Consider the following 23,448-nt stretch of genomic DNA (forward strand, 5'->3'; position numbering starts at 1 on the left):
GTATGGGTCAGTCGCAGCGGTTAGCGCAATGTCTGGCTTAGCTTTTTATCGACAGAGAGATTGCCAGCCCCACTGAACACTAATGAGACGGCGGCAGCCAGTAATGCCAATCCAAACTCATACCCGTTGTTGCTTAGAAACAGGCCGTTATCCCAGTGCACGGTAACAATCGCGACCAGCATGGTGATTGCCGTGACTGCAGCAGCAGGGCGCGTCAATAGACCAATCAACAGCAGCACACCGCCAAAAAACTCCGCACTACCTGCCATCAACGCCATTAGTACACCAGGCTCAAGACCAATCGATGCCATCCATTGGCCCGTTCCTTCAAGGCCATAGCCGCCAAACCAACCAAACAGTTTTTGCGCGCCATGAGCGATCAAAATCACTCCGACAGGAAGGCGCAAAGCTAAGGGGGCAAAGCTTGATTGAGTGGAAAGCAGAGTATGTAAACGTTGACGCATAATGGGCCTCTTCGAAAAAGTTGATAGATATTGGCGTTACCCGCCGGATTGAGAGCCATAATAAAGGTGAGGCGTCAGAATAATAAGTAGCAGAGCTTGATGGATATGTTCGGATATTTTGAACAAAAACCAAATGAAACGAGGTAAAGAACAGCAAATAGCGACTAAAGAAGGAGGGGGTAAAGGTTTACTGGCGCTCCCACAGGGACTCGAACCCCGATCGGTCGCTTAGGAGGCGACTGCTCTATCCTGTTGAGCTATGGGAGCGCGGGCAGCCATTATACGTAAAAACAGGCGCGATTTAAGCGCCTGTTTCAATTTAGTTTACTCCTTTGGTGACAATATCACCGATCTGAATGCTGCCTATCAAGCTGTCGGGTTGGATAACCGCCTCGGCACTGCTTTCATAAACACGCGCAACGGTTAATGTCATTCCGCTTTTACGGCGCTGCGTGCGCACAATCCCTAAATCATCAGTGAAAGAAGCGAGATGCCACAGTTGTAACTGGTCACCCTGTTTCACCCCATTGATTCGTCCAACGTTGATTTGTGCGATATTGTCTTTTAGCGCCACAATTTTGGGTTTGCTGGCGCGGCAGGATAGGGCCGACTCTAAATCCAGCAAGATGTTACGACTCATGCGTCGTGCCATTTGCCCGTAAGGCGATTGCCAAAAACGCGCTGTTTGGGTATCCACTTGGCTATGGCGCTCAAAAGGCCATTTGGCAACATCACGATAGCGGCGCTGGAAAATGACTTCACCGCTTTCAGCGTCCATCGCTTGTACATTGACCGCCAATTGCCGATTGTCTTGCGAACGGCCGAAGCTGCCACTGTCTGTGGTCGCAGAGAGATCGGTAATGGCTCCAGTGACAACAAATTGCGCGTCTTTATCTTCCGCCAGCATCGCGACAGCTTGCGGGGCGTTCGGCGAAACATCGACATTCGCAATACCACGACCAACAAAGCTTTGTCCGTGTTGAGTGACTTCTCGACTAAGCAGCACAGAAAAATCATCACCAAATTGGTAAATTCCTCCCAAGGCCGCTTGTTGAGGCGACACAATCGGGAAGCGTGTCATCACCATTCCTTTCTTATACTGTGTCTTGTGGCAAGCATTTGCCGATGGATAGATATCCACCCGCACATTGACCACATAATTGCCACCTTGAGTGCCTTCTTCCAGAATTAAGATCTCGCGGACTTCATTACCACTGAATTGGTAACCGGGCTTAACGGAGGTAAAAAATCGTTTGATTTGTTGCAAACTGCCTACATCGGCGCCGGAGAACTGCATGGCATCGAACGTGGCGGCTTCTAACGCGCGGACGCGTGCCGCTTGCTCGCTTTCAAGGATGGGCGAGCTGGCAGACACTTCATACCAAGCTGCCTGTGTGAGCGGCGTGATAAACAGAGAAAAAAGCAGGCCGAATCGCGCCAAACGGGTTTTCATAGTCAAGTTCTCACTTAGTAGGTATGGAAATTGCTTCGTTAACATAACAGGTAGGGTGGCAACCCTAACAAGAGCATGACGCATGAGAGATTGATGCAAGTTGTGTTCCGGAACACAAGGGTGACAATTCAAGGTAAAGGTTTGTGGTCCTTGTCCGATACTCTAAGAAGACACTTGTCTCACATCGATGACTGATCGCGGAGCATGATACGATGAAAAAGTGGATAGTGGCGGTATTAGCGCTGTTGACAGCAGGCTGTGCATATACGCCTATTTACAACGGGAAAGAGCCCTACTCGGGGAGTGAGTTCTTCCTCAAGCAGCGTCCTCGCCACACGCTGGACTATTTTTTAAATAGCATGGCCGACGAATTACTGGCGACAAACGCTTACTTAACCGCACGTACCCCGTTGGCGGTCACGTCGTTTGTAGACTTGCAAGACATGTCTGAAACGAACTGGTTAGGCAATACAGTGACCGAAGGGCTGATCTATCAGATGCAAAGCCGTGGCTTTACCGTCATAGACTTCAAATCGACCGGCGCGATTCGTGTCACTGAAGAAGGGGACTTTGCCATCAGCCGTGATTGGAAAGAGTTAAACCCCGAACAGCAGATTGATTATATCTTGACAGGCACCATGCTACGACAAGGTGGAGGTGTACTGGTCAATGCGCGTATTATTGGTATGGAGTCGCGTGTTGTGGTCGCTTCTGCGCAAGGGTTTTTACCCGCAGACCGTATTGGTCGAGATATTGACACGCTTTATAAAGTGCGCATGCGTGATGGCGTCATTATTCGTGATGATCAGAACCGCATCAAGCGTGAAACAGTTGTGCTTAAGCCTTAACCGAGACAGGATGATTCATGAGCATAAAACATGGACTTTGCCTTTTAGCCCTAATCGCTTTAACCGCATGTCAGCCTCTGACCAGGATGAAAGAGGAGAACGTTATTTCTGCGGTTGGTATGGCATCAATCAGTGCTCAGCAAGGGGCCACGCAAGAAGAGCGTGAAACGCGGGCAATGCGGGCATCAAAAGTGGAGGCATATAAAGAGCTCAGTGAGCAGGTGTATGGACTTCGAGTCAGTGGTCGCACCCGTGTGGAGGATCAAAGTCTTGGCCGTGATAGCACACAAGGCGCTGTCGACGGTATTATCCGCGGTGCCGAAGTGGTGGCAAGTTATAAAGCCGGTGACAGCTACGTGACCGAACTGGAGCTGGATTTAGACTTGATGCAAAAAATGAAGCGCTATGGTGAGTCGCAAAACATCCCCCGTAACGAAAATATTATCTTTTAATTCACCTCTTCTCCGCGCAATCAGCGAGCCACAGGGCTCGCTTTTTATTAGCCGTCATTGGCAGCTAAGCTTCGTTGCTTTACCGATCGAGTTGTATCATTGGGAGGTGCGCGCGCAATGGGCATACGCGCTGCGGCCAGCATAAAGCGGTTAAGTAAGGAGATGTCAGTGCGCAGTGTCAGGTAGCTCGGCGTATACTAAAGCGCGAGCTACGCTTTTACATTGGTGCCAAGGGTTTTCCGGCCTGACGCATTGCCGTCATGGTCATAAGTTAGCTCTGACTTGCCGCCGCTTTCTTGGAACAAATTACGTAACCGATGGATGCTTAAACTTGCGCGTTGTAGCGCCATGCCATTGGTTTCGTTTTGTTGCTTACAGGCTTGAATGTGCTGTTGGATGTTGTTGACGTATTCAACGCATTGCGGGTCGCCTTGAAGCTTTTCTCGCTCAGGGTGCTGTGCGAGTTGGCTATCAGCACGCTGTATTTCATTCACCAAGATTTGCTTTTGTTTGGCGGTGGCTTCGATGTCTTCCGACACCCGGCTGGCAATAGTTTTGGCTTCTTGCTCGAGCAGCGTTTTTAGCGACTGAACTCGCTCTAGCTGCTGCTCGAGAAGGACGGACAGGGGCGCATTTTGACTCATAAACTATCCCGCCAGATTAACTGTCGTTCAAATCGWTCTCAAAGCGCATCATATTGGCAGCGAGTTTGTCAGCATCGACTTTATACGAGCCATTGGCAATGGCTTGTTTAATTTCAGCGACTTTCGCACTGTCAAAATACGGCTCAGAGGCCATTTGCTGATTCATTTTTCCGATCTCTCGGCTTTGATGGCTCAGCGACACTGCATCATCTTGACTGGTCGTGCGTTGCTGTTCACGCACGGCGCTCCCTTGCGCCTCTTGTGTCTTATTCTGGTTCCCGCTATTGCGGGTTGTGGTCAGCGGTTGCTGGTTACCACGTAGTTGATCAATACTCGCCATAAACGTCGCCTTACTGTCAGTCGCTTTTGAGTCCGTTGCTCAGCGTATCGGCATTCCTTTTGCTAACTTTAGCATTCGGGCGTAAAAAATTAGAAATTTACCGTCACTTCGCCCACCGCCGAGATTGTAGCATCGACAATCCGATTGGATTTATCGTTCTTGACTTTTATTTGCTCTCCTAGAGCACCGTCACTTAATGCCGTACCTTTTGCAACAATATTGAGTCCGTTTCCACGTGCAGTGATAACAACGTCATCATTTCGACACACGGCACACACATCGTTACTGCTGATGGGCTGACCAATCCCGACCGTTCTCTTTACTTTCGAGCCTATTAGGCGCGCTGGACTGGTGTAGGTTTGGCCACGTTGAAACCGACTGTCAACCATTTGAATGGTCATATCACTCTCTGCAAGAGGCATGCCACGATCTAACGGGCGCTTGGCAACGACCAGTGGGATCATTAAGCGAATTTGGACTGGGATATACACCTGCCAGTCATCTTGAGGACACGAGACCATGACCGTTACCGAGGTATTCATGCGTTGCCGCCCTGGCACTTCGGTATCCAATGGCAACGGACAATCGGTCAGGCGTAATCTCGAGTCAAGGTTGCCGGCTGTGATGTCGAGCTCACCGTTTTTGGGCACTGAAATGATAGACTCGACATGTCGTTCTGCCGCTTCTCTGACCGCATCCATTTGACTTACCGTCGCAGCGGCTATACTTACGCTAAAGCTTGTTAATAAGCTGACGATAAATAAACGTAATATCTGATACATAGATCCAAACCATTGATGACGACCAAAGAAGAAATTTTCCCTTCTTTCTCGAGAGTAGTGCAATAACCCACTACTATTATCATGCTACTCTACATAAAAAACGGGGCAACATGGAGTTTATCTTATGACAGGTGGTGTTCTTGAWTCGGTCAACCAGCGAACGCAGCTGGTAGGACAAAACCGGTTAGAGCTGTTGACTTTCCGCCTGATGAGAAACCAACGCTTTGGCATTAACGTCTTTAAAGTAAAGGAAGTTCTTCAGTGCCCTAAGTTAACCGCGATGGCAAATTTGCATCCCTTAGTGAAAGGGGTCGCGCACATTCGCGGTCAAACAGTCTCTGTCATTGATATGAGCCTAGCAACTGGCGGGCCAGCTATTCCGGATCCCGAGAATCGTTTCGTGATCATTTCTGAGTTTAACCGTTCGATGCAGGGCTTTTTAGTTGGGTCGGTCGAGCGTATCGTGAACATGAATTGGGAAAAAATCCTCCCACCGCCTCAAGGCACAGGCCGTTCTCACTACTTGACCGCCGTGACTGAAATTGACAATGAGCTGGTGGAAGTGCTGGATGTTGAAAAAATCCTGAATGAAATTGCACCCGTGAATGAGGAAATCAGTGAGGAGGTGCTCTCCAAGCGTGAAGAGCGTGAGGAAAGTGCACCGAGCCAAGTACTGGTCGCGGATGATTCGAGCGTAGCGCGTCGCCAAGTGAAGCGCGCTGTAGAAAGTGTCGGTTATGATGTTATCTTGGTACAAGATGGCAAAGAGGCACTGGATRAACTGAAAGAAATGGCAGCAGAAGGCAATATATATAGCCAGCTGGCATTGGTGATTTCAGATATTGAGATGCCGGAAATGGACGGTTACACCCTCACCACTGAAATCCGAAAAGATGCGAGCTTAAAAGATCTTCATGTAGTATTGCACTCATCTTTAAGCGGTGTATTTAACGAGGCCATGGTGCAGCGCGTGGGCGCCAACTCGTTTATCGCGAAATTCGACCCTGATGAATTGGGCTCTGCCGTCATCGAAGCGGTTAAGTCGTAACCCAAACAGAGCGATTGAGTTGATTAATGACAAATGTAGCAATCAGTGACCAAGAATATCGAGACTTCTGCAAGCATCTCGAATCGAAATGCGGCATCGTACTTGGGGATAGTAAACAATACCTAGTACGAAGCCGACTTAGTCCATTGGTCAATAAGTTTGGTTTGGCGTCACTCTCTGAATTGGTGAAATCGGTGATTACGGGCCGAAATCGAGAGTTGGCAGTCGCTGCAATCGATGCGATGACCACCAATGAAACCCTGTGGTTTCGTGACACCTACCCGTTTGAAGTGTTGGCCCATCGTCTGCTGCCTGAATTAGGCAAAGCCCGCAAGCCGATCAAAATTTGGTCGGCGGCGAGCTCATCCGGGCAAGAGCCGTATTCTATTGCCATGACAGTGGCTGAAACGCAGCAACGTAAGCCGGGCATGCTAGGCAGTGTGAGTATTACTGCTACCGATATATCAACGTCGATGTTGGAAGCTTGCCGTCAGGGAATTTACGATAATCTTGCCCTAGGGCGTGGACTCTCACCGGAGCGTCGTCGTACCTTCTTTGAAGATGTCGGTGATGGCAAGATGCGGGTGAAAGAGAACATTAAGCGTATGGTGACATTCCGCCCGCAGAACCTAATGGAAAGCTATAGTTTATTAGGTAAGTTCGACATTATTTTTTGTCGTAACGTCTTGATTTACTTCTCGCCAGACATGAAGGCTCAGGTGTTAAACCAGATGGCGGGGGCGCTTAACCCAGGCGGACACTTAATTCTTGGAGCGTCTGAGTCACTGACTGGGCTCACTGATAAATTTGAGATGATCCGGTGCAACCCCGGTATTATTTACAAACTCAAGTAATCCTTTTCAAAAGCGGCATCTTTCTTGCCGCTTTTTCTTTTCTGTTTGCCTCTTCTTTTGTGAGTATTGCCGCCGTCTCATCCAGATAATCCCGCGGCTTGTTTTCTATCTCATTGAAAATATAGTGTTTAGGTTGGATATTAAAAATTGGCATCAAGATTGCTTTGATGTGATGAGAAGAGTTTTGGAGGTTGCCCATGGCGATTACATTTGACAATGCATTAGGCGTACACCAGCACACTGTCGGCGTACGCGCTACGCGGGCAGAGACGCTGTCTAGCAACATTGCTAATGCCAATACGCCAGGCTACAAAGCACAAGATATCGACTTTAAACGTGCTCTGCAGGCGGCAACCTCAGGGGCAAGCATTGGCCTAAGCCGCACTAATGAGCGGCACATTGCTGCCACCACTCACGTGGCGGGCGAGAAGAAGTACCGCGTGCCTACGCAACCTGATACTGGGGATGGCAACACGGTTGATGCTCAGCTCGAAAAGAATTTGTTCATGCAGAATGCATTGGAATACCAAGCCTCACTGGATTTTCTTGGCTCAAAGTTCAAGAACATGAAAAAGGCATTGAAAGGGGAATAACCGATGAGCTTGTTTAATATCTTTAACGTATCTGGTTCGGCGATGAGCGCAGAGTCAGTGCGGTTGAACACCACATCAAGCAACCTAGCCAATGCCAATTCGGTAAGCAGTTCTGCGCAGGAAACCTATCGTGCACGGCATCCGATTTTTGCTGCAGAGCTTAACCGCTTCAAGCAGCAAAGTGGTGAGAGTGTGCCGGTGCACATTAAAGGTATCGTTGAGAGCCAAAAGCCTTTACGTGCCGAATATAACCCTGACCACCCGATGGCGAATGAAGAGGGTTATATCTTTAAACCCAACGTCAACGTGATGGAAGAAATGGCGAATATGATCTCCGCGTCGCGCGCCTACCAAACTAACGTGCAGGTTGCCGATGCGAGTAAACAAATGCTGATGCGTACGCTTCAGATGGGTCAGTAATGTAGGAGGCGATAATGGCCGGAATCGACGGTACAGGTTCGACTAGCGGACTGTCCTACATTGACCAGCTCAAGGCGCAGCAGGAGAAAAAACTGCAAGAGAGCCAGGAGAAAGTCACCGGACAGACTGAGCTCAAGCAGGAAGACTTTCTCTCACTGCTCACCAAGCAGCTGTCACAACAGGATCCGTTCAAGCCTGTCGACAATGACAAAATGATCTCCCAGATGGCGTCATTTGCGACGGTAGAAGGGATCGGCAAGATGAACAATCAATTTGATGCGTTCAATGAGTCGATTACTTCTAACCAAGCACTACAAGCGTCATCTTTGGTTGGCCGAGACGTACTGGTTCCTGGCTCGATGGGCGTCAAGCCTGAAGCGGGCGGAATCGCGGGTATGGTGAAACTGCCTCGCGCGCTCGACAACGTGAGTGTTCGGGTGGAGAACGAACAAGGCCAGCTATTGCGAACCTTCAGCATGGGGCCGAAGCCGCCCGGCGATCACCGGGTTGAGTGGGACGGCAACGATGACAACGGCAATCCGATGCCGGAAGGTCGCTATCGATTGAAAGTCAGCGGCATGGTTGATGGCAAAACTCAAGAGTTTGATTTATCAACCTATGCCAACGTGAACAGTGTCTTGCTGGGGAATGGCGACGGCAACGTGATGTTAAATCTTGCCGGCTTCTCCTCACCGTTCAAGCTCGCTGAAGTGCTAGAAGTCGGTAATGCCGACGTCGGTAATGTGACGAAAGGCTAACCGATTTATTAGGAGTGGAAAGCAATGGGTTTTAATATTGCGTTAAGTGGCCTTGGTGCGGCCCAGAAAGACATGAATACCACCAGTAACAACATTGCGAACGCCAATACCTATGGCTTTAAAGAGTCGCGTGCTGAGTTCGGGGATGTGTATTCAACGTCGATTTTTTCGAACTCGAAAACCACCAATGGTACCGGTGTGCAAACCTCAGTCGTTGCGCAGCAGTTCCATGAGGGCTCGAGTATCTACACCAACAACCCGTTGGATTTACGGATCAGTGGTAATGGGTTCTTTGGCGTCTCGAATGACAAGCTTCAAACCAGTGACTATCACCTGACGCGTAACGGCGCCTTCCACCTTGATAAAAACAACGACATTATCAACTCGGAAGGTCAATATCTGCTGGGTTATAAAGTGGACCCTGACACGCAGCAAGTGGGATCGTACGAACCCCAAGCGCTGAATGTGCCCGATCAGTTTGGTCAGCCTCGTGCCTCGCAAAACGTTGATATTGGCTTGAACTTACCAGCCGGCGGCGCAGAGAAAGATCCGGCGCAGTTTAATTTTGAAGACCCAGAAACCTACAACAAGCAAACCTCTGCCACTGTGTATGATTCATTAGGTCAACCTTATAAGCTTTCCACCTACTATGTGAAAGGCAATGATCCCGCTAACCCGAATAGTTGGTCGGTGTACTACACCATGACGGATCCCGAAGGGGAAAAGCCGGTTAATATTCAAGGTGGTAACGTCACCAACGCCACAGGACACACGGGGCATACGGTTGATTTTAACTCAGATGGCTCCGTTAACAGCATCAACGGTGGCAACCCAATAGTGACCGATCCGCTCGGCCCTGCGGGGGCGGCGCTAGAGATGAACGGTGCAAATGGTGATCAGCAGTTGACGATTAACTTCGACAACCCAACCCAATATGCCGCACCGTTTGAAATGCGTAAGTTTAGCGACGATGGCGCGACGACCGGCTATTTGACTAAGGTCGATATTGATCCCAAAGGCACCATCATGGCCACCTATAGTAACGGTGAAAACATCGCACTAGGGCGTGTCGCCATGGTTCGCGTGGCCAACCAACAAGGCCTTGCTCAAGTGGGCAACACCCAATGGGATGTGACGCAAGACTCTGGCGATCCTATTTTTGGTGAAGCGATGCAAGGTGCGTTTGGCCAAGTGAAAAGCGGAACGATCGAGCAATCGAATATCGATATGACTCAAGAGCTGGTGGACTTGATCACTGCACAGCGTAACTTCCAAGCTAACTCGCGAGCCTTGGAAGTGAGCAATCAGATGCAACAAAACATCTTGCAAATTCGATAACCCTGTTTTCCTTGCCGTCCACATTTTGGGCGGCAAGGCTTTTCCATTCTCTCCTCCTGTTTAGCTTTTACCTGTTACTAAATCTTCATAATTGCTTGATAAATATTAATTTTTAATGCTGGCATGCTCTTTGCTTTGTTCTAGTTAGAACGATTGTGGAGGCAACCAATATGGATCGCGCGTTATACCTTGCCATGAGTGGTGCGAAGCAGGACATGCAAGCGATGCAGCTGCGCGCAAATAACTTGGCAAACGTGAGCACAACAGGCTTTCGAGCCGATCTTGAGCAGTCTCGCTCCATGCAAGCGTATGGCGAAGGACTTCCCAGCCGTGTGTTCAACATGACAGAGCGTCCTGGCTATCGTTTTGAGCAAGGCTCAACGATTACCACCGGCCGTAATCTCGATGTTGCCGTACAGGGACAGGGTTGGTTAGCGGTACTCGATAGCCAAGGGCAAGAGGGATATACCCGCGCGGGTCACTTGAAAGTCGACCAGACAGGCCTGCTGCAAAACAGTAACGGCAACCTAATCCTAGGCGAGACCGGCGGTCCGATTTTTATTCCACTCCCCGCAGCAAAAATTGAAGTGGGCAAGGATGGCTCGGTGTCGGTGCTTCCGCAAGGAGCGCCTGCCGATGCAATGGAAGTGGTAGATAGAATTAAATTGGTTCGTCCCGACAATCAAGACTTATTCAAAGACAAAGACGGGGTTTTCAAAGCCAAACAGCCCGGCACTATCTTTCCTGCTGATGCGGGAGTGACACTACTCACCGGTGCATTAGAAGGCAGCAACGTGAATGCTGTGGGCGAAATGACCGGCTTAATCGACTTGCAGCGTCACTTTGAAATGCAAGTGAAGCTGATGAAAACCGCGGAAAAAATGGACGAGTCGTCTGCATCACTGTTGCAGCTTGGCTAAGTCATCTTAAGAGGAACACACTATGCATCCAGCATTATGGGTCAGTAAAACCGGACTTGATGCGCAACAGACTAACATCTCGACCATCTCGAACAACTTAGCGAACGCATCCACCATTGGCTTTAAAAAGTCGCGTGCCGTGTTTGAAGATTTGTTTTACCAAAACATCAACCAACCGGGTGGACAGTCTTCGCAAAACACAGAGTTACCCAGTGGCTTGATGCTGGGCGCGGGCTCTAAAGTGGTTGCCACGCAACGTGTTCATACCAATGGTAATGTGCAAACCACCAATAACGCCCTTGATATGATGATCCAAGGCGATGGTTTCTTCCAAGTATTGCTGCCGGACGGCAATATCGGTTACCAACGTAATGGTCAGTTCACCCTAAACGATGAAGGCACCATAGTGACATCGGGTTCTGGCTACGTTCTGCAACCTGAAATCACCGTGCCGCAAGACGCGGTGCAGATTACGGTGGGTACTGATGGTGAAGTGTCAGCCCGTTTGCGTGGCCAGCAAGAAAACCAAGTATTGGGTCAGATCACCACAGTCGATTTTATCAACCCGGGTGGGTTAGAGCCGATTGGACAAAACATCTATTTACCGACAGGAGCCAGTGGCGATCCACAAGAAGGGGTGCCTGGTCTGGATGGCTTCGGTGAAGTGAAGCAGTCGATGCTAGAAACCTCGAACGTGAATGTCACCGAAGAGCTGGTCAACATGATTGAAGCGCAGCGTGTCTACGAGATGAACTCAAAAGTGATTTCGTCTGTTGACCAAATGCTGAGCTATGTGAATCAGCAGTTATAAACAAGGCTAAGGGTTTCAAGGGGGCGCTGATGACTTTCCAACGTGTTTTAATGCCAAGCTTGTTGCTTATGGCCTTGTTCGGTCTGAGCGGCTGCTCTTTGCCGGGTCAACAGGACACAGGTAGTGATCTTGACCAAGCAACCTCAACCACGGATGCGGTCGAGGGAGAGACAGCGCCAGACAGTGAGGGACTGATTGGCTTACTCCGCCAACGCGAAGATCCCAAAGCAGGTGACCCTGCTTGGTCACCCATTCGTCCTCAGCAACCTCCAGAGCATTACGCGACGGCGACAGGCTCCTTGTTTGATAGTACCCGCCAGCGTGACCTTTATGACGGGTCTAAACCGCGCGGTTTGGGAGATATCGTCACCGTGATGCTCGAAGAGAACACGCAAGCACAAAAAAGTGCGAGCTCTGATTTGGCGAAATCCAATGATCTCACTATGGATCCGCTCTCGTTGGGGGGGGAAGAGATCACTATCGGCGAGCGGACCCTATCYTATGAAGTGAGTAACGATAACTCCTTTACAGGCTCTGCTTCAGCCGATCAGAGCAACAGCCTACAGGGGTCAATTTCAGTCCAAGTAATTGATGTTCTCTCGAATGGCAACCTGATGGTTCGAGGTGAAAAGTGGCTGACATTAAACTCAGGGGATGAATACATACGCCTCAGCGGTACCATTCGTCCGGCCGACATTAGCCCAGATAACACGATTGCATCGACACGTATTTCTAACGCGCGTATTCAATATTCAGGAACGGGTGATCGCCAAGATACGCAAGAGCAAGGCTGGTTGGCACGATTCTTTAATGTCACTTTATAGCGCAATAACGTGCCGGAGAGTTGACGTGAAAAAGTGGTTGTTATCGATTGTATTGCTAGTGGTGGCGTTTCCGAGCCTCGCGGCACGCATAAAAGATGTGTCGGAAGTGGCAGGTGTACGCAGCAACACCCTGACAGGCTACGGTCTGGTTGTCGGTTTGCCGGGCACCGGTGAGAGCACGCCGTTTACCGATCAAAGTTTTAAATCTATGCTGGAAAACTTTGGCATCCAGTTACCACCCGACATCAACCCTCAGGCGGCCAATATTGCGGCGGTGGCTGTTACGGCAGATTTACCCGCCTTTGCGAAGCAGGGTCAAAAACTTGACGTTACGGTCTCCTCGATTGGTTCGGCAGAAAGCCTGCGCGGGGGAACGCTGTTACAAACCTTCCTTAAAGGTTTGGATGGTAACGTCTATGCCATTGCGCAAGGCAACTTGATTGTGGGTGGTTTTAGCGCCACGGGGGCGGATGGCTCACGATTAGTAGGTAATACACCAACGGTTGGCCGTATCACTAATGGCGCGTCTGTTGAACGCGAAGTGCCCAATCCATTTGGTCGCGGCGACTTCTTGACCTTCAACTTATTTCAAGCGGATTTCACCACCGCCCAACGTATGGCGGATGCCATTAATCGCTTCTTAGGTCCTTCAATGGCCTCAGCGATGGATGCGACGTCTATACGTGTTCGAGCGCCTCGTGATGTCAGCCAGCGCGTCGCATTTTTATCGACGGTGGAAAATATTGAATTCGAGCCGGGCGATGCCGCCGCCAAGATCATTGTAAACTCTCGCACGGGGACGATCGTAGTGGGACAAAATGTCCGTTTGCGACCTGCGGCGATCACTCATGGCGGAATGACGGTATCCATTAATGAAGATTTCAATGTGAGTCAGCCTAACCCGCTTGGCGGAGGGGAAGCGGTCGTCACGCCGGATACTGATATCGAAGTGCAAGAAGAAGAGGGACGGATGTTCCACTTTAAGCCGGGCGTGACCTTGGACGACTTGGTACGTGCCGTTAATGGTGTGGGCGCAGCACCGTCAGATCTGATGGCAATACTGCAAGCGCTGAAACAAGCAGGTGCCATCGATGGCCAGTTGATCGTGATATAGGGCAGAACAATGAAATCACCGGTTGATAGCCAATTTGTGCATGACATTAGCCAGCTCGATTCACTACGGCAAAAAGCCGTAAGTGGTAAAGATGGTGATGAAAAAGCGGCATTGCGGGCGGCGGCAGAACAGTTTGAGTCGTTGTTTACACAAATGCTGTTCAAATCGATGCGAGAAGCGAATGAAGCGTTTGAATCGGATTTGATTGATAACCGCACATCGAAATTTTACGAGCAAATGGCTGATGAACAACTTGCCAGTGAACTGAGCCGTGAAGGATCTCTGGGCTTGGCAGATATGATTGTACAACAGCTAGGCAGCGCGCAATCGGGTGAGCCCCAAACCAACTTAAAAGAGGCCGCTTTCGCATCCGCGAACGCGCTGCCCATGAATAAAGCTCAAAGTCGGCAAGCGGCAGAGCAAGCGATGGCCGAACTGGATAGACAGTCTATCGCGCCGCCAAGTATTCCAGAGCGTCCTATACGTAAAGAATCGTTTGATTCGCCAGAATCATTTGTGCAAACCCTCACGCCTCACGCTCGCCGAGCCGCTCGGGCGCTAGGTACCGATCCGGCGATTATTCTTGCGCAAGCGGCGCTAGAAACGGGATGGGGTAAAAAAGTGATCGCTAACGCGCGTGATAACAGCCATAACTTGTTTAATATTAAGGCCGATAAGCGCTGGCAGGGCGATAAAGTCGCGACGCAGACCTTAGAAGTCTATGATGGCATACCGGTTCAAGAAACCGCGAGTTTCCGTGCCTACCCATCGTATCAAGATAGCTTTGACGACTTCGTCTCTTTCCTCAATAGCAACCCTCGCTATCAGCAGGYACTGTCCCAGTCCGCACAACCAGAGCAATTTATTCGCGAGTTGCATCAGGCCGGTTATGCGACCGATCCGGATTATTCGAACAAGGTGCTCCGCGTGCTCGAACAAGTCCGCGGCATGATGGATCAATAACGGCAGGCAAGGGCTTGCCGTTGTCCTTTCCCTTCTTTGTCTCATGTTGAAAAAATATATTAACTCACTGATTTTTATAAAATAAAAAGCCTATATTTCTATTGGCTCAATTCTTGCTTTGATTCCTGTATCTCGTTTCTATTGCCGGGTTTTCTGGAGGCACAATGGGCTTTGACCTGCTTTCTCTTGGGTCGCAAGGTGTACTCACCGCGCAGCGACAACTTAATACCACAGGTCACAATATTTCCAATGTGAACACTGAGGGTTATAGCCGTCAGTCTGTTGAGCAACAAGTTAACGATCCTCATTATTGGGGAGGGAATAACTACGGTGACGGCGTACACGCCGCTGCAGTGCGCCGTAATTACGATAAGTTTGCCGTTAATGAGCTCAATATTGCTACCTCCAATTTAGAACATGCCGCCGCGCGCAATGATCAGCTTGGGCGCCTTGACGATATGATGGCGCACTCAGCGCGGAAAATTCCTGACAACATGAATGAGTTCTTTGGCGCCGTGAAAGGCCTCACCGATAGCCCGAGTGACATGGGGGCGCGTAAGGTGGTGCTAGAGAAAGCGCGCATGGTGTCTGCCGGATTAAACGACGTATACGGCGTACTTCAGCAGCAGTCGATTGATACTTCCTCGCAAATCGATGCAACGGTCAAGCGTATGAACGATATTGGCCGCGAAATTGTTGATATTCATACAGCCATTCTGAAAACACCGGGCGAGCCGAACGATTTACTTGACCGTCATGACAAGCTCATTCGAGAGTTAGCTGAATACACCCAAGTCAGTGTTAATGCGCGTGAAGATGGCTTATTTAATGTCATCATCGGCAGTGGTCATATGCTGGTGTCAGGGATGAACAGCAGTGAACTCACAACCTTACCGGGAAAGCCTGATCACCAAGAACGTCAGCTGGCCTTAGTTGAAGGGAAAAGCGTGAAGGCGATTTCTAATCGCGATATTCGCGGTAAGCTCGGCGCGTTATTTGAATATCGCGATCAGACACTGGGGCAGGCGCGTGACGAACTCGGCCGCATGGCGATTGGCTTTTCTCAAGCATTGAACGATTTGCAAGGACAAGGCTTCGATCTAAATGGTGAGGTTGGCAAGAATATCCTGACCGACTTTAATGACGACCGTATTGCGGCATCCCGGGTGATCAAAAGTGGTGACTCGACCGCCGATCTTAAAGTGTACATCGATGATCTTCAGAAGCTTAAAATTGGTGACTATCAATTAAAATTTGATGGGGCGCAGTACACACTCACGTCACCTAATGGCCAGCAATCAACGGTAACGCCCAGCGGAACACCGCCAAGTTTTAATGTAGATGGCATGCGCGTTCAAATCGACGCTAACCTTGCGCCTAACGAACGGGTCTTTTTGCGCCCCGCGCGTGCAGCTGCAGGGCAAATCCGCATGGTGATGGATGATCCTGCTGGCATTGCCGCTCAAAGTTATGTCAGCGCCAGCTCAATTAGCCATGGTGAGGGGGATGTGCGCGTACTGCAATCTGGGGCTCAGAAAGAATTCCAAGTTCGCATATCACCTGATGGGAGTCAGTTTGCGGTCACGGATACAGACGGGCAAGTACTGCTTGCACCACAAGCGTATCCGCCAACAGGGCCGATTAACGTCAATGGCACCTTGATTGAGATTAACGATAAAGCGGCGCCTGACGACATTCTTGCCATCAGTCTGATCCCAGCAGATGGCGACAACAGTAACCTGATCCGAATGCAAGAATTGCAAACGCAAAAGCTGATGGATAACGGACGTTCTACCTTGTTGGATGTGTATGAAGGGTTGAATACCGACCTTGGGGTACAAAAAGCGTCGTATGAACGACTGCAGGATGTCAGCTTGGTGGAGCATGATGCGGCCGAAGGACGCGTTGCTGAAATCGCCGGAGTCAATCTGGACGAAGAAGCCGCGAATATGATGAAGTTTCAACGTGCCTATATGGCGGCGTCGCGCATTATGACAGCGGCAAATGAGACGTTTGATTCACTGCTCAATGCGACACGATAAGGATAGCTATCATGATTAGCCGTATTGCCAGCTTTCATAACTACCAGTCAGTATCTAACGATATCATGCGCCAGAATATTAAGGTGCAAGATAATCAAGAACAAATGGCGACCGGTAAGCGAGTGATCACTGCGGGTGATGATCCTGTGTCGTCAATTTATATTCAGAATTTCCGCCAGCAAGACGAGCAAATTGATCAGTTCATTGACTCGATAACGTTAGCGAGAAACCGCCAAACGCGTGAAGAGATCGCGATTGATGAGTCTGAGCAATTGATGGACAGTGCGAAACGCAAAGTGATGGCGATGATCAACGGGTCGCTATCCGATGACGATCGCACCGCGCACCGTCAAGACTTGCAAGGTATGTTTGATAATTTTATGGACTTAGTGAATACCAAGGATGAATCAGGCAACTTCTTGTTCTCAGGGACCCAAACCAGTACGCAACCTTTTTATCGCGACAGTCAAGGCAATGTCCGTTATGCCGGTGATAGCTATTTTCGTACTGCGCAAGTTGCCCCCGCGGTAGAAGTGCCCACATCGGATCCGGGCGATAAAATGTTTATGGAAATTGATAACCCCTATGGGGATTATCAGCCCGAGTACGATTTGCAAGATGGCTCCTTGTTGCTGCTTGCTCGCGCAGAAAACAGCAATAATGCAGACAACGCCGCGTACGCAGTGACCTTTGATGTGAATGCCAGTGGTGATACAACCTATTCATTGACTCAAAACGGGACCGAAGTGAGCACTGGGCTCTACGATCCTCAAAATGGGATTGAGTGGAACACGCTTAAAATGACCTTTGAAGGTGAGATGAAGCCCGGCGATACCATTGCACTCGAGCGTCAAGACACCTTCACTATCTTTGATGCGTTTAAACATGGTGCCGCGTTGTCGTATGCTGACATCGATGATGCGTCTGCAACCGCAGAGCTGCATCAAGTCACCGATCAGTTTGCAGCGGCCTTCAAACACTTAAACAAGGCCCGTTCTGAGGTCGGGACACGTTTGACTACGCTAGATCGGCAAGAGAGCATGCACAAAGATTTCAAATTGGTGCTAAATCGCTCATTGGGCACGATGGAGGACTTGGACTATACCCAAGCCGCGATCGATATGAATGAAGACATGTTAGCCCTACAGGCATCGCAACAAGCGTTTGCGAAAACGAAAGACTTATCGCTGTTCAACTATATCTAATCCGCATCGTCAACGTGCGTTAACGGTGAGACGTTTCTATGAAAAGGGCAGTATTGACTGCCCTTTTGCTGTTAGTGGTATTGAGACAACGTCGGTTATCCGGTCAATAAATCGCGATACATGGCCTGTGCCATGGCGTCCAATAGCGGCTTTTTATCGTTCATTAAGGGTGGATAGCAGAACGCATACTCTTGATGGCCAGACATTGCGACCGCTTGCATCGGATCACTGTCTTTGTGGCCGGCAAAAAAGACATAACAAGGTGCCCCTACCGCAACAGCTGTCCGGTGAACAGCGGTACCGGCGGTAAACACGCCGTCAATAGATGCCATGACATTCGCACTCTCGACAAAATCATCCTTAAGATCCAAGCCTGGCAATGGCACAACCTCGACCCCAGTTTGTTTTTTAACTTTGGCCAGCTCTTTTGAGCAGTCGCCATACTGTAAGTTCACAAACTGAACTTTAGGGTGAAGGGAACGCATTTTTGTTAACCATTGCCCCAGTTCATCGGCAATCAAATAATGGATATTCCGTGTTGCTGCTGCCAAGCCACTTCGCCAGCAAACGCCAATAACCGGCCCTTGTGCTTTCAGTTCATTCAGCATCGATCGCCAAGGTGCCTCTTGAGTCGCCGACGCATGAATATAGGTTTGCTGATAAAGGTGGCGCTCGAAATGCTGATAACAAATCCCCGCCAGTGAGCCGCCCGCGACCCAGCTATTGATATCGGCTAACACGTGATCAGGAATATGGATATCTTGCCCGTCAGTACGTGAAATAGGCACGATCTCTGTGGTGGGAAAGGCGGCTTTGAGCACGGGCTCAAGACGAGGATCACAGCCAACGTAGACCTTTCGGGCACGTTCCACCACCATAGGCACATTATGAAAATAGGCGAGCTCATCCCCGACACCTTGTTCAGGCATAATGAGTACAGCATCGCTTTCGGGACGAGAAAGGTCCCAACGTGGTAACTCACCGTGATATTTTAGTCGACGCCCACATTCAATGCCAGCTTCGTTGGCCTCATAAAATGCGGGCCATGCCATCTGAGTGCGATAGACAAACGCTAAGTTAAAGCGCAGCGCGTGATCATCCGGGCTGTCAGCCAATAGCGATTCGAGACGCTTTTGCGCGCTATCAATGTTGCCTAAATACCAATCTAATTCGCCTAATTGCGCTTGCAAGGTATTCGCATGCTTACCCACGACGTATTGGCAGGCTTTTTCGTGAATCTGGTAGCAATGGGTCAGCTTTTCGTGGGTAAATTGGTGATGTTGTTTCAAATGCTCAAATGTGGCACGCGCCAGCGCATAATGTAACTCTCCGCGCTCAGGGTCTTCCCGCAAGCACTGCTTAGCAAGTTTACTGGCTTCTAACCAGTTTCGCTCATTAAGGTAAATCACCAATAATTGCCGGAGAAACGCAGGATCTTGGCTTTGTTTATACACGCTCAGGCAGCGTCGTCTCGCGTGGGCATAGTGGCCTAATCCCGATTCGGCTTTGATCAGAAGCAGTTGCCAAACTGGGTGAGCTTGCGCTTTATCACTGCCACGGAGTAACAACTGATGGGCTTTTCCGAAGGCTTCATCATCTAGCGCATACTGGGCCAGTGCCATCAGTGCCGGCGGGTAATCCGGCTCAAGCGTCAAGATCGTTTGATAGAGCTGTTCGCCTTGCTCCACATGTCCATCAGCCATGAAGTTCGCTGCTAATGTCATGGTTTTCTCAATTTCTTCGGCGAGCCCTTGATTTTTGAGTTGGTGTAACTCGTCACGCAATGCGTGAGTACGACGGCTTTCACCTTTATGGCCGAGTTTTTCAGTCAGTTGGGCACGTAGGTTTAGAATGTCAGGGTTGGTTGGCGCGGCAACAAATAGACGCTCGACGATCTCCATCGCTGCCGTGTTCTTTCCTTGTTGAACCAGCAGCTGCGCTTTATCAAACAGTAATGATAAATCGTCGGGAGTGAGTGCCAGTGCATGGTTGATATGCGCCATCGCCTGCTCGAGATTGCCTTCCTCCGCATCTAATACGGCGAGGACTTGCCGCACTTGTGCCGCATCGGGCGCATGAGACAAAATTTGCTCGAACACGTCGCGGGCGTCCGCTTTATTTCCTTCCTGATAAAGGTTTATGCCGAGTTTAAATGCCTCATCCAACGTCATATTGGTATGGCCATCGTTATCTTGGGTCATAGATTGCGTCGTCCTATTCTAGCTGTGGTGAGCACGGCCGTTGGCGCTGCCTGTCAAGGCAATGGCGCTGTATGGCAAGACAAGATTGATGCAAAAAATGTTCCTTTGATCTGTGGGTTAGCGTGTTTGGCAACTTACTTGCAAGGCAACAAGGAAAAGAAAGTTGGATAGGCATTGCCGCTCGTTTGCCGCTTTCGCCTCATTTTATGGTTTAGGCGTTGCCTCTTAAGACGATTGGTTRGGCAACAAAAGCCCATAAACCATTGATTAAAAAATATTTTATAAAGTTGGCACACATATTGTATTAAATTTATCAAGCGGCCAGTTTTTGAACGGGCTGATCTTGAAACTGATTAACAAGCTGTTCCCGCAGCACCGCAAACAAACAGTGCAACACGTCGCGGGTAGGCTGTTTCGCAAAGCAAGCGAAAGTCAAAGGAGAGCAAAATGGGTGTAACAGTTAACACCAACGTGTCTGCGATGACTGCGCAGCGTTACCTGAATAAAGCGACTGATGAGTTGAATAATTCAATGGAGCGTCTGTCGTCAGGTAGCCGAATCAACAGTGCTAAAGACGACGCGGCGGGTTTGCAGATTTCTAACCGTTTGGTTGCTCAGACGCGTGGTCTGGATGTGGCAATGCGAAACGCCAACGATGGTATTTCGATTGCGCAGACCGCTGAAGGCGCCATGCAAGAATCCACTAACATCTTGCAACGTATGCGAGATCTCTCATTGCAGTCAGCGAATGGCGCGAACGGTAAATCCGAGCGCATCGCGATTCAAGAAGAGGTTGCAGCTTTGCAGGATGAGCTAAACCGTATTGCAGAAACCACGGCATTCGGTGGGCGACGCCTACTCAACGGCTCTTTCGGGGATGCGTCTTTCCAAATCGGTGCTGATGCCGGTGAGGCGATCATCATGGGTTTAACCAGCATTCGCGCGGATGATTTCCGCATGGGTGGGGTTGAATTCGTTGGCACGGAGTCAAAATCGGCTGACTGGCAAGTTGACCCGACCGCATCAACACTGCAGCTGCAATTTACGACCAAAGACGGTGAAAATGTCAGCTTAACGATCGGTGCTAAGCCAGGTGATGATGTTGAAGAATTGGCCAGTTACATCAATGGTCAATCCGATGAAATGCTCACCGCGTCTGTCGATGAAGAGGGGCAATTGCAAATCTTTATCGAAGAGCCCAAAGTCGAAGGCACAGTTACCTTCGGAGGTGGACTTGCGACATCGTTAGGACTAGTTTCCGGTAACGGTGACTTGATCACGACCAAAGACATCGACGTATCGGATGTGGGCGGTGCACAAATGGCCGTTGGTGTGATTGACTCCGCGATGCGTTATATCGACAGTCAGCGTGCTGACCTAGGTGCGAAGCAAAACCGTTTGAGCCACACCATCAGCAACTTGTCGAACATTCAGGAGAATGTGTCTGCGTCCAATAGCCGGATTCGCGATACTGACTTCGCGCGCGAAACCACGGCCATGACGAAAGGGCAGATCCTCCAGCAAGCGGGTACGTCGATGTTGGCTCAGGCCAAACAGATGCCTCAAGCTGCACTGAACTTGCTTCAGTAACACTGACAAATCAAGCAACTAAAAAGCGGCAAGTGATTGCCGCTTTTTTTATGTCATTTTTTTCGCGAATCACGCTAAAGATATTTCTCCTGTGGACGTTAACTTCCATAGCACCATGAAGCGACGGTGTTTTAGCCATCGTCAGCACGCAAAAAATACTAAAGCTTTTTGACTGTGCGCCGCTAAATGGGTTGTGAAAGATTTTCGAACTGGTTTTCCCTGGTCAGCTGGGCGAAGCCGGACCTAGAACCAAAGGAGAATAGTTATGGCTATTACAGTTAACACTAACGTCCCTGCAATGACTGCTCAGCGTTACTTGAATAACTCAACCGACGCGCTGAACAACTCAATGGAACGTTTGTCATCCGGTTATCGTATCAACAGCGCCAAGGATGACGCAGCGGGTCTGCAAATTTCTAACCGCTTGATGTCTCAAAGCAGTGGTCTGGATGTTGCCGTACGTAATGCCAACGACGGTATCTCTATGGCGCAAACCGCCGAAGGGGCGATGGAAGAGTCAAGCAACATCTTGCAACGTATGCGTGACCTATCTTTGCAGTCCGCTAACGGCGCAAACGGCGACTCTGAGCGTGCAGCTATCCAAGAAGAAGTGGTGGCCTTGCAAGACGAATTAAACCGTATTGCAGAAACCACATCATTCGGTGGTGCGAAACTACTGAACGGCACATTCGGTACGCGTTCATTCCAGGTGGGTGCGGATGCTGGTGAAGCCGTGATGATGGAATTTAAAAACATCCGTGCTGACCATGCTGAAATGGGTGGTGCTAGCTTTACCGCAGCAAACGCAAAATCAGCAGGTTGGACAGCAACAGACGGTGCAACCTTAGCCATTACTATCACGGATGCGGATGGTGCAACGACCTCTATCAACGTGACCGCAAAAGGCGGTGATGACATTGAAGAAATTGCTACCTATATTAATGGTCAGTCGCAAGACAAACTGAGTGCTTCAGTGACTGAAGACGGTGAGCTTCAAATCGTTACTGCATCGGGGTCTGATGCTACCTTTACAGGCGCATTGGCAACCTCACTGGCAATGGGGACCAAGGTGGATGAAACCATCAAAGATGTGGATGTTTCTACTATCGGTGGTGCACAGAAAGCAGTGGGTCTTATCGATAACGCGATGCAGTTTATCGACTCACACCGTGCTGAGCTGGGTGCGAAACAGAACCGTCTGAGCCACACGATTGCGAACTTGGACAACGTGAACGAGAACGTGACTGCCTCTAACAGCCGAATCCGCGATGTGGACTTCGCTAAAGAGACCACTGAGTTCACTAAGTCTCAGATTCTACAGCAATCTGGTACGTCGATTCTGGCACAGGCCAAGCAGGCGCCGTCAGCGGCACTGAGCCTGTTGGGTTAATCACGCTTTATAACCCAGTAGCGGCGGATACTCCGCCGCTACGCTAACAGGAGGTGAATCGTAATGGACATTTCATCCGTTTCAACTTCATCCCTGCCTCATACCGGCTCTTCCGACGGCACAAAGATTGCAAGAGAAGAGAGAGTAGGAAAAACTCGGCCTGATCAGGTTAGCGTGAGCCAAAACCAGCAGGCCGTTCGTCGAGAAACGCGTGAGTCTATGCAGCAGCGACGCGTTGAACAAGCGGAGCGTCTTAACGAAACCCGCGAAATGCAACGTGAGCAGCTGGAGAAGTTGGTCGAACGTCTCGATGAGTTTATGTCCTCTTTTAACAAAGGCCTAGCATTCCGGCTTGATGAGGATACGGGCAGAAGTATCATCACTGTTTATGAAA

General features: G+C 49.8%; 25 protein-coding genes and 1 tRNA gene. 18 read left to right on the forward strand and 8 right to left on the reverse strand.

Annotated features, from left to right (window positions below):
• Positions 1–20: 20 nt before the first annotated feature.
• The 3 genes from BZG83_RS00295 to BZG83_RS00305 form a co-directional block, all read right to left on the reverse strand.
• Entirely contained in the window at positions 21–464 is a 444-nt protein-coding gene (locus tag BZG83_RS00295) for a DoxX family protein (protein ID WP_077478922.1), read from the reverse strand.
• A 191-nt stretch (positions 465–655) separates the two neighbouring features.
• Positions 656–731: transfer RNA gene (locus tag BZG83_RS00300), tRNA-Arg, on the reverse strand.
• A gap of 52 nt (positions 732–783) precedes the next feature.
• Positions 784–1,917 carry a flagella assembly protein FlgT gene (locus tag BZG83_RS00305; protein ID WP_077478923.1) on the reverse strand — a complete coding sequence of 378 codons (1,134 nt, stop codon included), beginning with the start codon at positions 1,915–1,917 and terminating at the stop codon, positions 784–786.
• A 212-nt stretch (positions 1,918–2,129) separates the two neighbouring features.
• On the opposite strand from BZG83_RS00305, the gene BZG83_RS00310 reads away from it, so the two are divergent.
• The gene (locus BZG83_RS00310; RefSeq protein ID WP_069589286.1) at positions 2,130–2,765 is read left to right on the forward strand and encodes a FlgO family outer membrane protein; all 636 of its coding nucleotides are present in this window, start codon (positions 2,130–2,132) and stop codon (positions 2,763–2,765) included.
• A gap of 17 nt (positions 2,766–2,782) precedes the next feature.
• Positions 2,783–3,217 (forward strand): LPP20 family lipoprotein, encoded by a 435-nt coding sequence (locus tag BZG83_RS00315; protein ID WP_108743608.1) that lies wholly within the window; start codon positions 2,783–2,785, stop codon positions 3,215–3,217.
• 209 nt (positions 3,218–3,426) lie between these two features.
• Here the strand turns inward: BZG83_RS00315 and BZG83_RS00320 are convergent, their stop codons facing one another.
• The 3 genes from BZG83_RS00320 to flgA all read right to left on the reverse strand — a co-directional run bounded on the left by BZG83_RS00320 (position 3,427) and on the right by flgA (position 4,902).
• A complete protein-coding gene (locus BZG83_RS00320; RefSeq protein ID WP_077478924.1) occupies positions 3,427–3,861 on the reverse strand; it encodes a flagella synthesis protein FlgN in 435 nt (144 codons plus the stop codon).
• A 16-nt stretch (positions 3,862–3,877) separates the two neighbouring features.
• The gene (gene flgM / locus BZG83_RS00325; RefSeq protein ID WP_077478925.1) at positions 3,878–4,201 is read right to left on the reverse strand and encodes a flagellar biosynthesis anti-sigma factor FlgM; all 324 of its coding nucleotides are present in this window, start codon (positions 4,199–4,201) and stop codon (positions 3,878–3,880) included.
• Positions 4,202–4,290: 89 nt separating this feature from the next.
• Positions 4,291–4,902 carry a flagellar basal body P-ring formation chaperone FlgA gene (gene flgA / locus BZG83_RS00330; protein WP_274532426.1) on the reverse strand — a complete coding sequence of 204 codons (612 nt, stop codon included), beginning with the start codon at positions 4,900–4,902 and terminating at the stop codon, positions 4,291–4,293.
• Between the two features lie 205 nt (positions 4,903–5,107).
• Here flgA and BZG83_RS00335 point away from each other — a divergent pair, with 205 nt between their 5' ends.
• Positions 5,108–6,031: a chemotaxis protein CheV gene (locus BZG83_RS00335; protein ID WP_077478927.1), complete on the forward strand. Its 924-nt coding sequence runs from the start codon at positions 5,108–5,110 to the stop codon at positions 6,029–6,031.
• Between the two features lie 26 nt (positions 6,032–6,057).
• On the forward strand, positions 6,058–6,885 hold the full coding sequence (locus tag BZG83_RS00340) for a CheR family methyltransferase (protein ID WP_069589292.1): 828 nt from the start codon (positions 6,058–6,060) through the stop codon (positions 6,883–6,885).
• Here the strand turns inward: BZG83_RS00340 and BZG83_RS00345 are convergent.
• Positions 6,878–7,084, reverse strand: coding sequence for a hypothetical protein (locus BZG83_RS00345; protein WP_077478928.1), 207 nt, complete (start codon positions 7,082–7,084; stop codon positions 6,878–6,880). The genes BZG83_RS00340 and BZG83_RS00345 overlap by 8 nt on opposite strands.
• On the opposite strand from BZG83_RS00345, the gene flgB reads away from it, so the two are divergent.
• From flgB to flgL, 11 genes are all read left to right on the forward strand, one after another.
• Entirely contained in the window at positions 7,083–7,478 is a 396-nt protein-coding gene (gene flgB, locus BZG83_RS00350; protein WP_077455526.1) for a flagellar basal body rod protein FlgB, read from the forward strand. The genes BZG83_RS00345 and flgB overlap by 2 nt on opposite strands.
• Before the next feature lie 3 nt (positions 7,479–7,481).
• On the forward strand, positions 7,482–7,898 hold the full coding sequence (flgC, locus tag BZG83_RS00355) for a flagellar basal body rod protein FlgC (RefSeq protein WP_069589296.1): 417 nt from the start codon (positions 7,482–7,484) through the stop codon (positions 7,896–7,898).
• A 14-nt stretch (positions 7,899–7,912) separates the two neighbouring features.
• Positions 7,913–8,656: a flagellar hook assembly protein FlgD gene (locus BZG83_RS00360; RefSeq protein ID WP_069589298.1), complete on the forward strand. Its 744-nt coding sequence runs from the start codon at positions 7,913–7,915 to the stop codon at positions 8,654–8,656.
• A 24-nt stretch (positions 8,657–8,680) separates the two neighbouring features.
• On the forward strand, positions 8,681–9,994 hold the full coding sequence (gene flgE, locus BZG83_RS00365; protein ID WP_077478929.1) for a flagellar hook protein FlgE: 1,314 nt from the start codon (positions 8,681–8,683) through the stop codon (positions 9,992–9,994).
• A gap of 170 nt (positions 9,995–10,164) precedes the next feature.
• Complete coding sequence (gene flgF / locus BZG83_RS00370) at positions 10,165–10,914, forward strand: flagellar basal-body rod protein FlgF (protein WP_069589300.1); 750 nt, start codon at positions 10,165–10,167, stop codon at positions 10,912–10,914.
• A 22-nt stretch (positions 10,915–10,936) separates the two neighbouring features.
• Positions 10,937–11,725 carry a flagellar basal-body rod protein FlgG gene (flgG, locus tag BZG83_RS00375; protein ID WP_069589302.1) on the forward strand — a complete coding sequence of 263 codons (789 nt, stop codon included), beginning with the start codon at positions 10,937–10,939 and terminating at the stop codon, positions 11,723–11,725.
• A gap of 29 nt (positions 11,726–11,754) precedes the next feature.
• Positions 11,755–12,549: a flagellar basal body L-ring protein FlgH gene (locus tag BZG83_RS00380; protein WP_415752736.1), complete on the forward strand. Its 795-nt coding sequence runs from the start codon at positions 11,755–11,757 to the stop codon at positions 12,547–12,549.
• A complete protein-coding gene (locus BZG83_RS00385) occupies positions 12,536–13,663 on the forward strand; it encodes a flagellar basal body P-ring protein FlgI (protein WP_443216363.1) in 1,128 nt (375 codons plus the stop codon). Before BZG83_RS00380 ends, BZG83_RS00385 begins: the two co-directional genes overlap by 14 nt.
• A gap of 9 nt (positions 13,664–13,672) precedes the next feature.
• Positions 13,673–14,626, forward strand: coding sequence for a flagellar assembly peptidoglycan hydrolase FlgJ (gene flgJ / locus BZG83_RS00390; protein WP_077478931.1), 954 nt, complete (start codon positions 13,673–13,675; stop codon positions 14,624–14,626).
• 164 nt (positions 14,627–14,790) lie between these two features.
• The gene (gene flgK, locus BZG83_RS00395; protein WP_077478932.1) at positions 14,791–16,668 is read left to right on the forward strand and encodes a flagellar hook-associated protein FlgK; all 1,878 of its coding nucleotides are present in this window, start codon (positions 14,791–14,793) and stop codon (positions 16,666–16,668) included.
• A gap of 11 nt (positions 16,669–16,679) precedes the next feature.
• Entirely contained in the window at positions 16,680–17,873 is a 1,194-nt protein-coding gene (gene flgL, locus BZG83_RS00400; RefSeq protein ID WP_069589307.1) for a flagellar hook-associated protein FlgL, read from the forward strand.
• Between the two features lie 95 nt (positions 17,874–17,968).
• Here flgL and BZG83_RS00405 read toward each other — a convergent pair whose 3' ends face one another.
• A complete protein-coding gene (locus tag BZG83_RS00405; protein ID WP_077478933.1) occupies positions 17,969–20,074 on the reverse strand; it encodes a tetratricopeptide repeat protein in 2,106 nt (701 codons plus the stop codon).
• Between the two features lie 447 nt (positions 20,075–20,521).
• Here BZG83_RS00405 and BZG83_RS00410 point away from each other — a divergent pair, with 447 nt between their 5' ends.
• The 3 genes from BZG83_RS00410 to BZG83_RS00420 all read left to right on the forward strand — a co-directional run.
• Positions 20,522–21,664: a flagellin gene (locus BZG83_RS00410; RefSeq protein ID WP_077478934.1), complete on the forward strand. Its 1,143-nt coding sequence runs from the start codon at positions 20,522–20,524 to the stop codon at positions 21,662–21,664.
• A gap of 265 nt (positions 21,665–21,929) precedes the next feature.
• The gene (locus tag BZG83_RS00415; protein WP_077478935.1) at positions 21,930–23,054 is read left to right on the forward strand and encodes a flagellin; all 1,125 of its coding nucleotides are present in this window, start codon (positions 21,930–21,932) and stop codon (positions 23,052–23,054) included.
• Positions 23,055–23,117: 63 nt separating this feature from the next.
• The coding region (locus BZG83_RS00420) for a flagellar protein FlaG (protein WP_077478941.1) at positions 23,118–23,448 on the forward strand (331 nt) is incomplete at its 3' end.

The sequence above is a fragment of the Salinivibrio sp. PR919 genome (assembly GCF_001995355.1).
Lineage (GTDB): Bacteria > Pseudomonadota > Gammaproteobacteria > Enterobacterales > Vibrionaceae > Salinivibrio > Salinivibrio proteolyticus.

Bases quoted from the DNA above. Each gene is read 5' to 3' on its own strand.
- BZG83_RS00410 (WP_077478934.1), top strand. From the start codon at position 20,522: ATGGGTGTAACAGTTAACACCAACGTGTCTGCGATGACTGCGCAGCGT.
- BZG83_RS00345 (WP_077478928.1), bottom strand. From the start codon at position 7,084: ATGGGCAACCTCCAAAACTCTTCTCATCACATCAAAGCAATCTTGATG.
- BZG83_RS00295 (WP_077478922.1), bottom strand. From the start codon at position 464: ATGCGTCAACGTTTACATACTCTGCTTTCCACTCAATCAAGCTTTGCC.
- BZG83_RS00305 (WP_077478923.1), bottom strand. From the start codon at position 1,917: ATGAAAACCCGTTTGGCGCGATTCGGCCTGCTTTTTTCTCTGTTTATC.
- BZG83_RS00315 (WP_108743608.1), top strand. From the start codon at position 2,783: ATGAGCATAAAACATGGACTTTGCCTTTTAGCCCTAATCGCTTTAACC.
- flgL (WP_069589307.1), top strand. From the start codon at position 16,680: ATGATTAGCCGTATTGCCAGCTTTCATAACTACCAGTCAGTATCTAAC.
- BZG83_RS00340 (WP_069589292.1), top strand. From the start codon at position 6,058: ATGACAAATGTAGCAATCAGTGACCAAGAATATCGAGACTTCTGCAAG.
- flgG (WP_069589302.1), top strand. From the start codon at position 10,937: ATGCATCCAGCATTATGGGTCAGTAAAACCGGACTTGATGCGCAACAG.
- BZG83_RS00405 (WP_077478933.1), bottom strand. From the start codon at position 20,074: ATGACCCAAGATAACGATGGCCATACCAATATGACGTTGGATGAGGCA.
- flgE (WP_077478929.1), top strand. From the start codon at position 8,681: ATGGGTTTTAATATTGCGTTAAGTGGCCTTGGTGCGGCCCAGAAAGAC.
- flgF (WP_069589300.1), top strand. From the start codon at position 10,165: ATGGATCGCGCGTTATACCTTGCCATGAGTGGTGCGAAGCAGGACATG.
- flgA (WP_274532426.1), bottom strand. From the start codon at position 4,902: ATGGATGCGGTCAGAGAAGCGGCAGAACGACATGTCGAGTCTATCATT.
- flgC (WP_069589296.1), top strand. From the start codon at position 7,482: ATGAGCTTGTTTAATATCTTTAACGTATCTGGTTCGGCGATGAGCGCA.
- flgB (WP_077455526.1), top strand. From the start codon at position 7,083: ATGGCGATTACATTTGACAATGCATTAGGCGTACACCAGCACACTGTC.
- BZG83_RS00385 (WP_443216363.1), top strand. From the start codon at position 12,536: ATGTCACTTTATAGCGCAATAACGTGCCGGAGAGTTGACGTGAAAAAG.
- BZG83_RS00320 (WP_077478924.1), bottom strand. From the start codon at position 3,861: ATGAGTCAAAATGCGCCCCTGTCCGTCCTTCTCGAGCAGCAGCTAGAG.
- BZG83_RS00360 (WP_069589298.1), top strand. From the start codon at position 7,913: ATGGCCGGAATCGACGGTACAGGTTCGACTAGCGGACTGTCCTACATT.
- BZG83_RS00310 (WP_069589286.1), top strand. From the start codon at position 2,130: ATGAAAAAGTGGATAGTGGCGGTATTAGCGCTGTTGACAGCAGGCTGT.
- BZG83_RS00415 (WP_077478935.1), top strand. From the start codon at position 21,930: ATGGCTATTACAGTTAACACTAACGTCCCTGCAATGACTGCTCAGCGT.
- flgK (WP_077478932.1), top strand. From the start codon at position 14,791: ATGGGCTTTGACCTGCTTTCTCTTGGGTCGCAAGGTGTACTCACCGCG.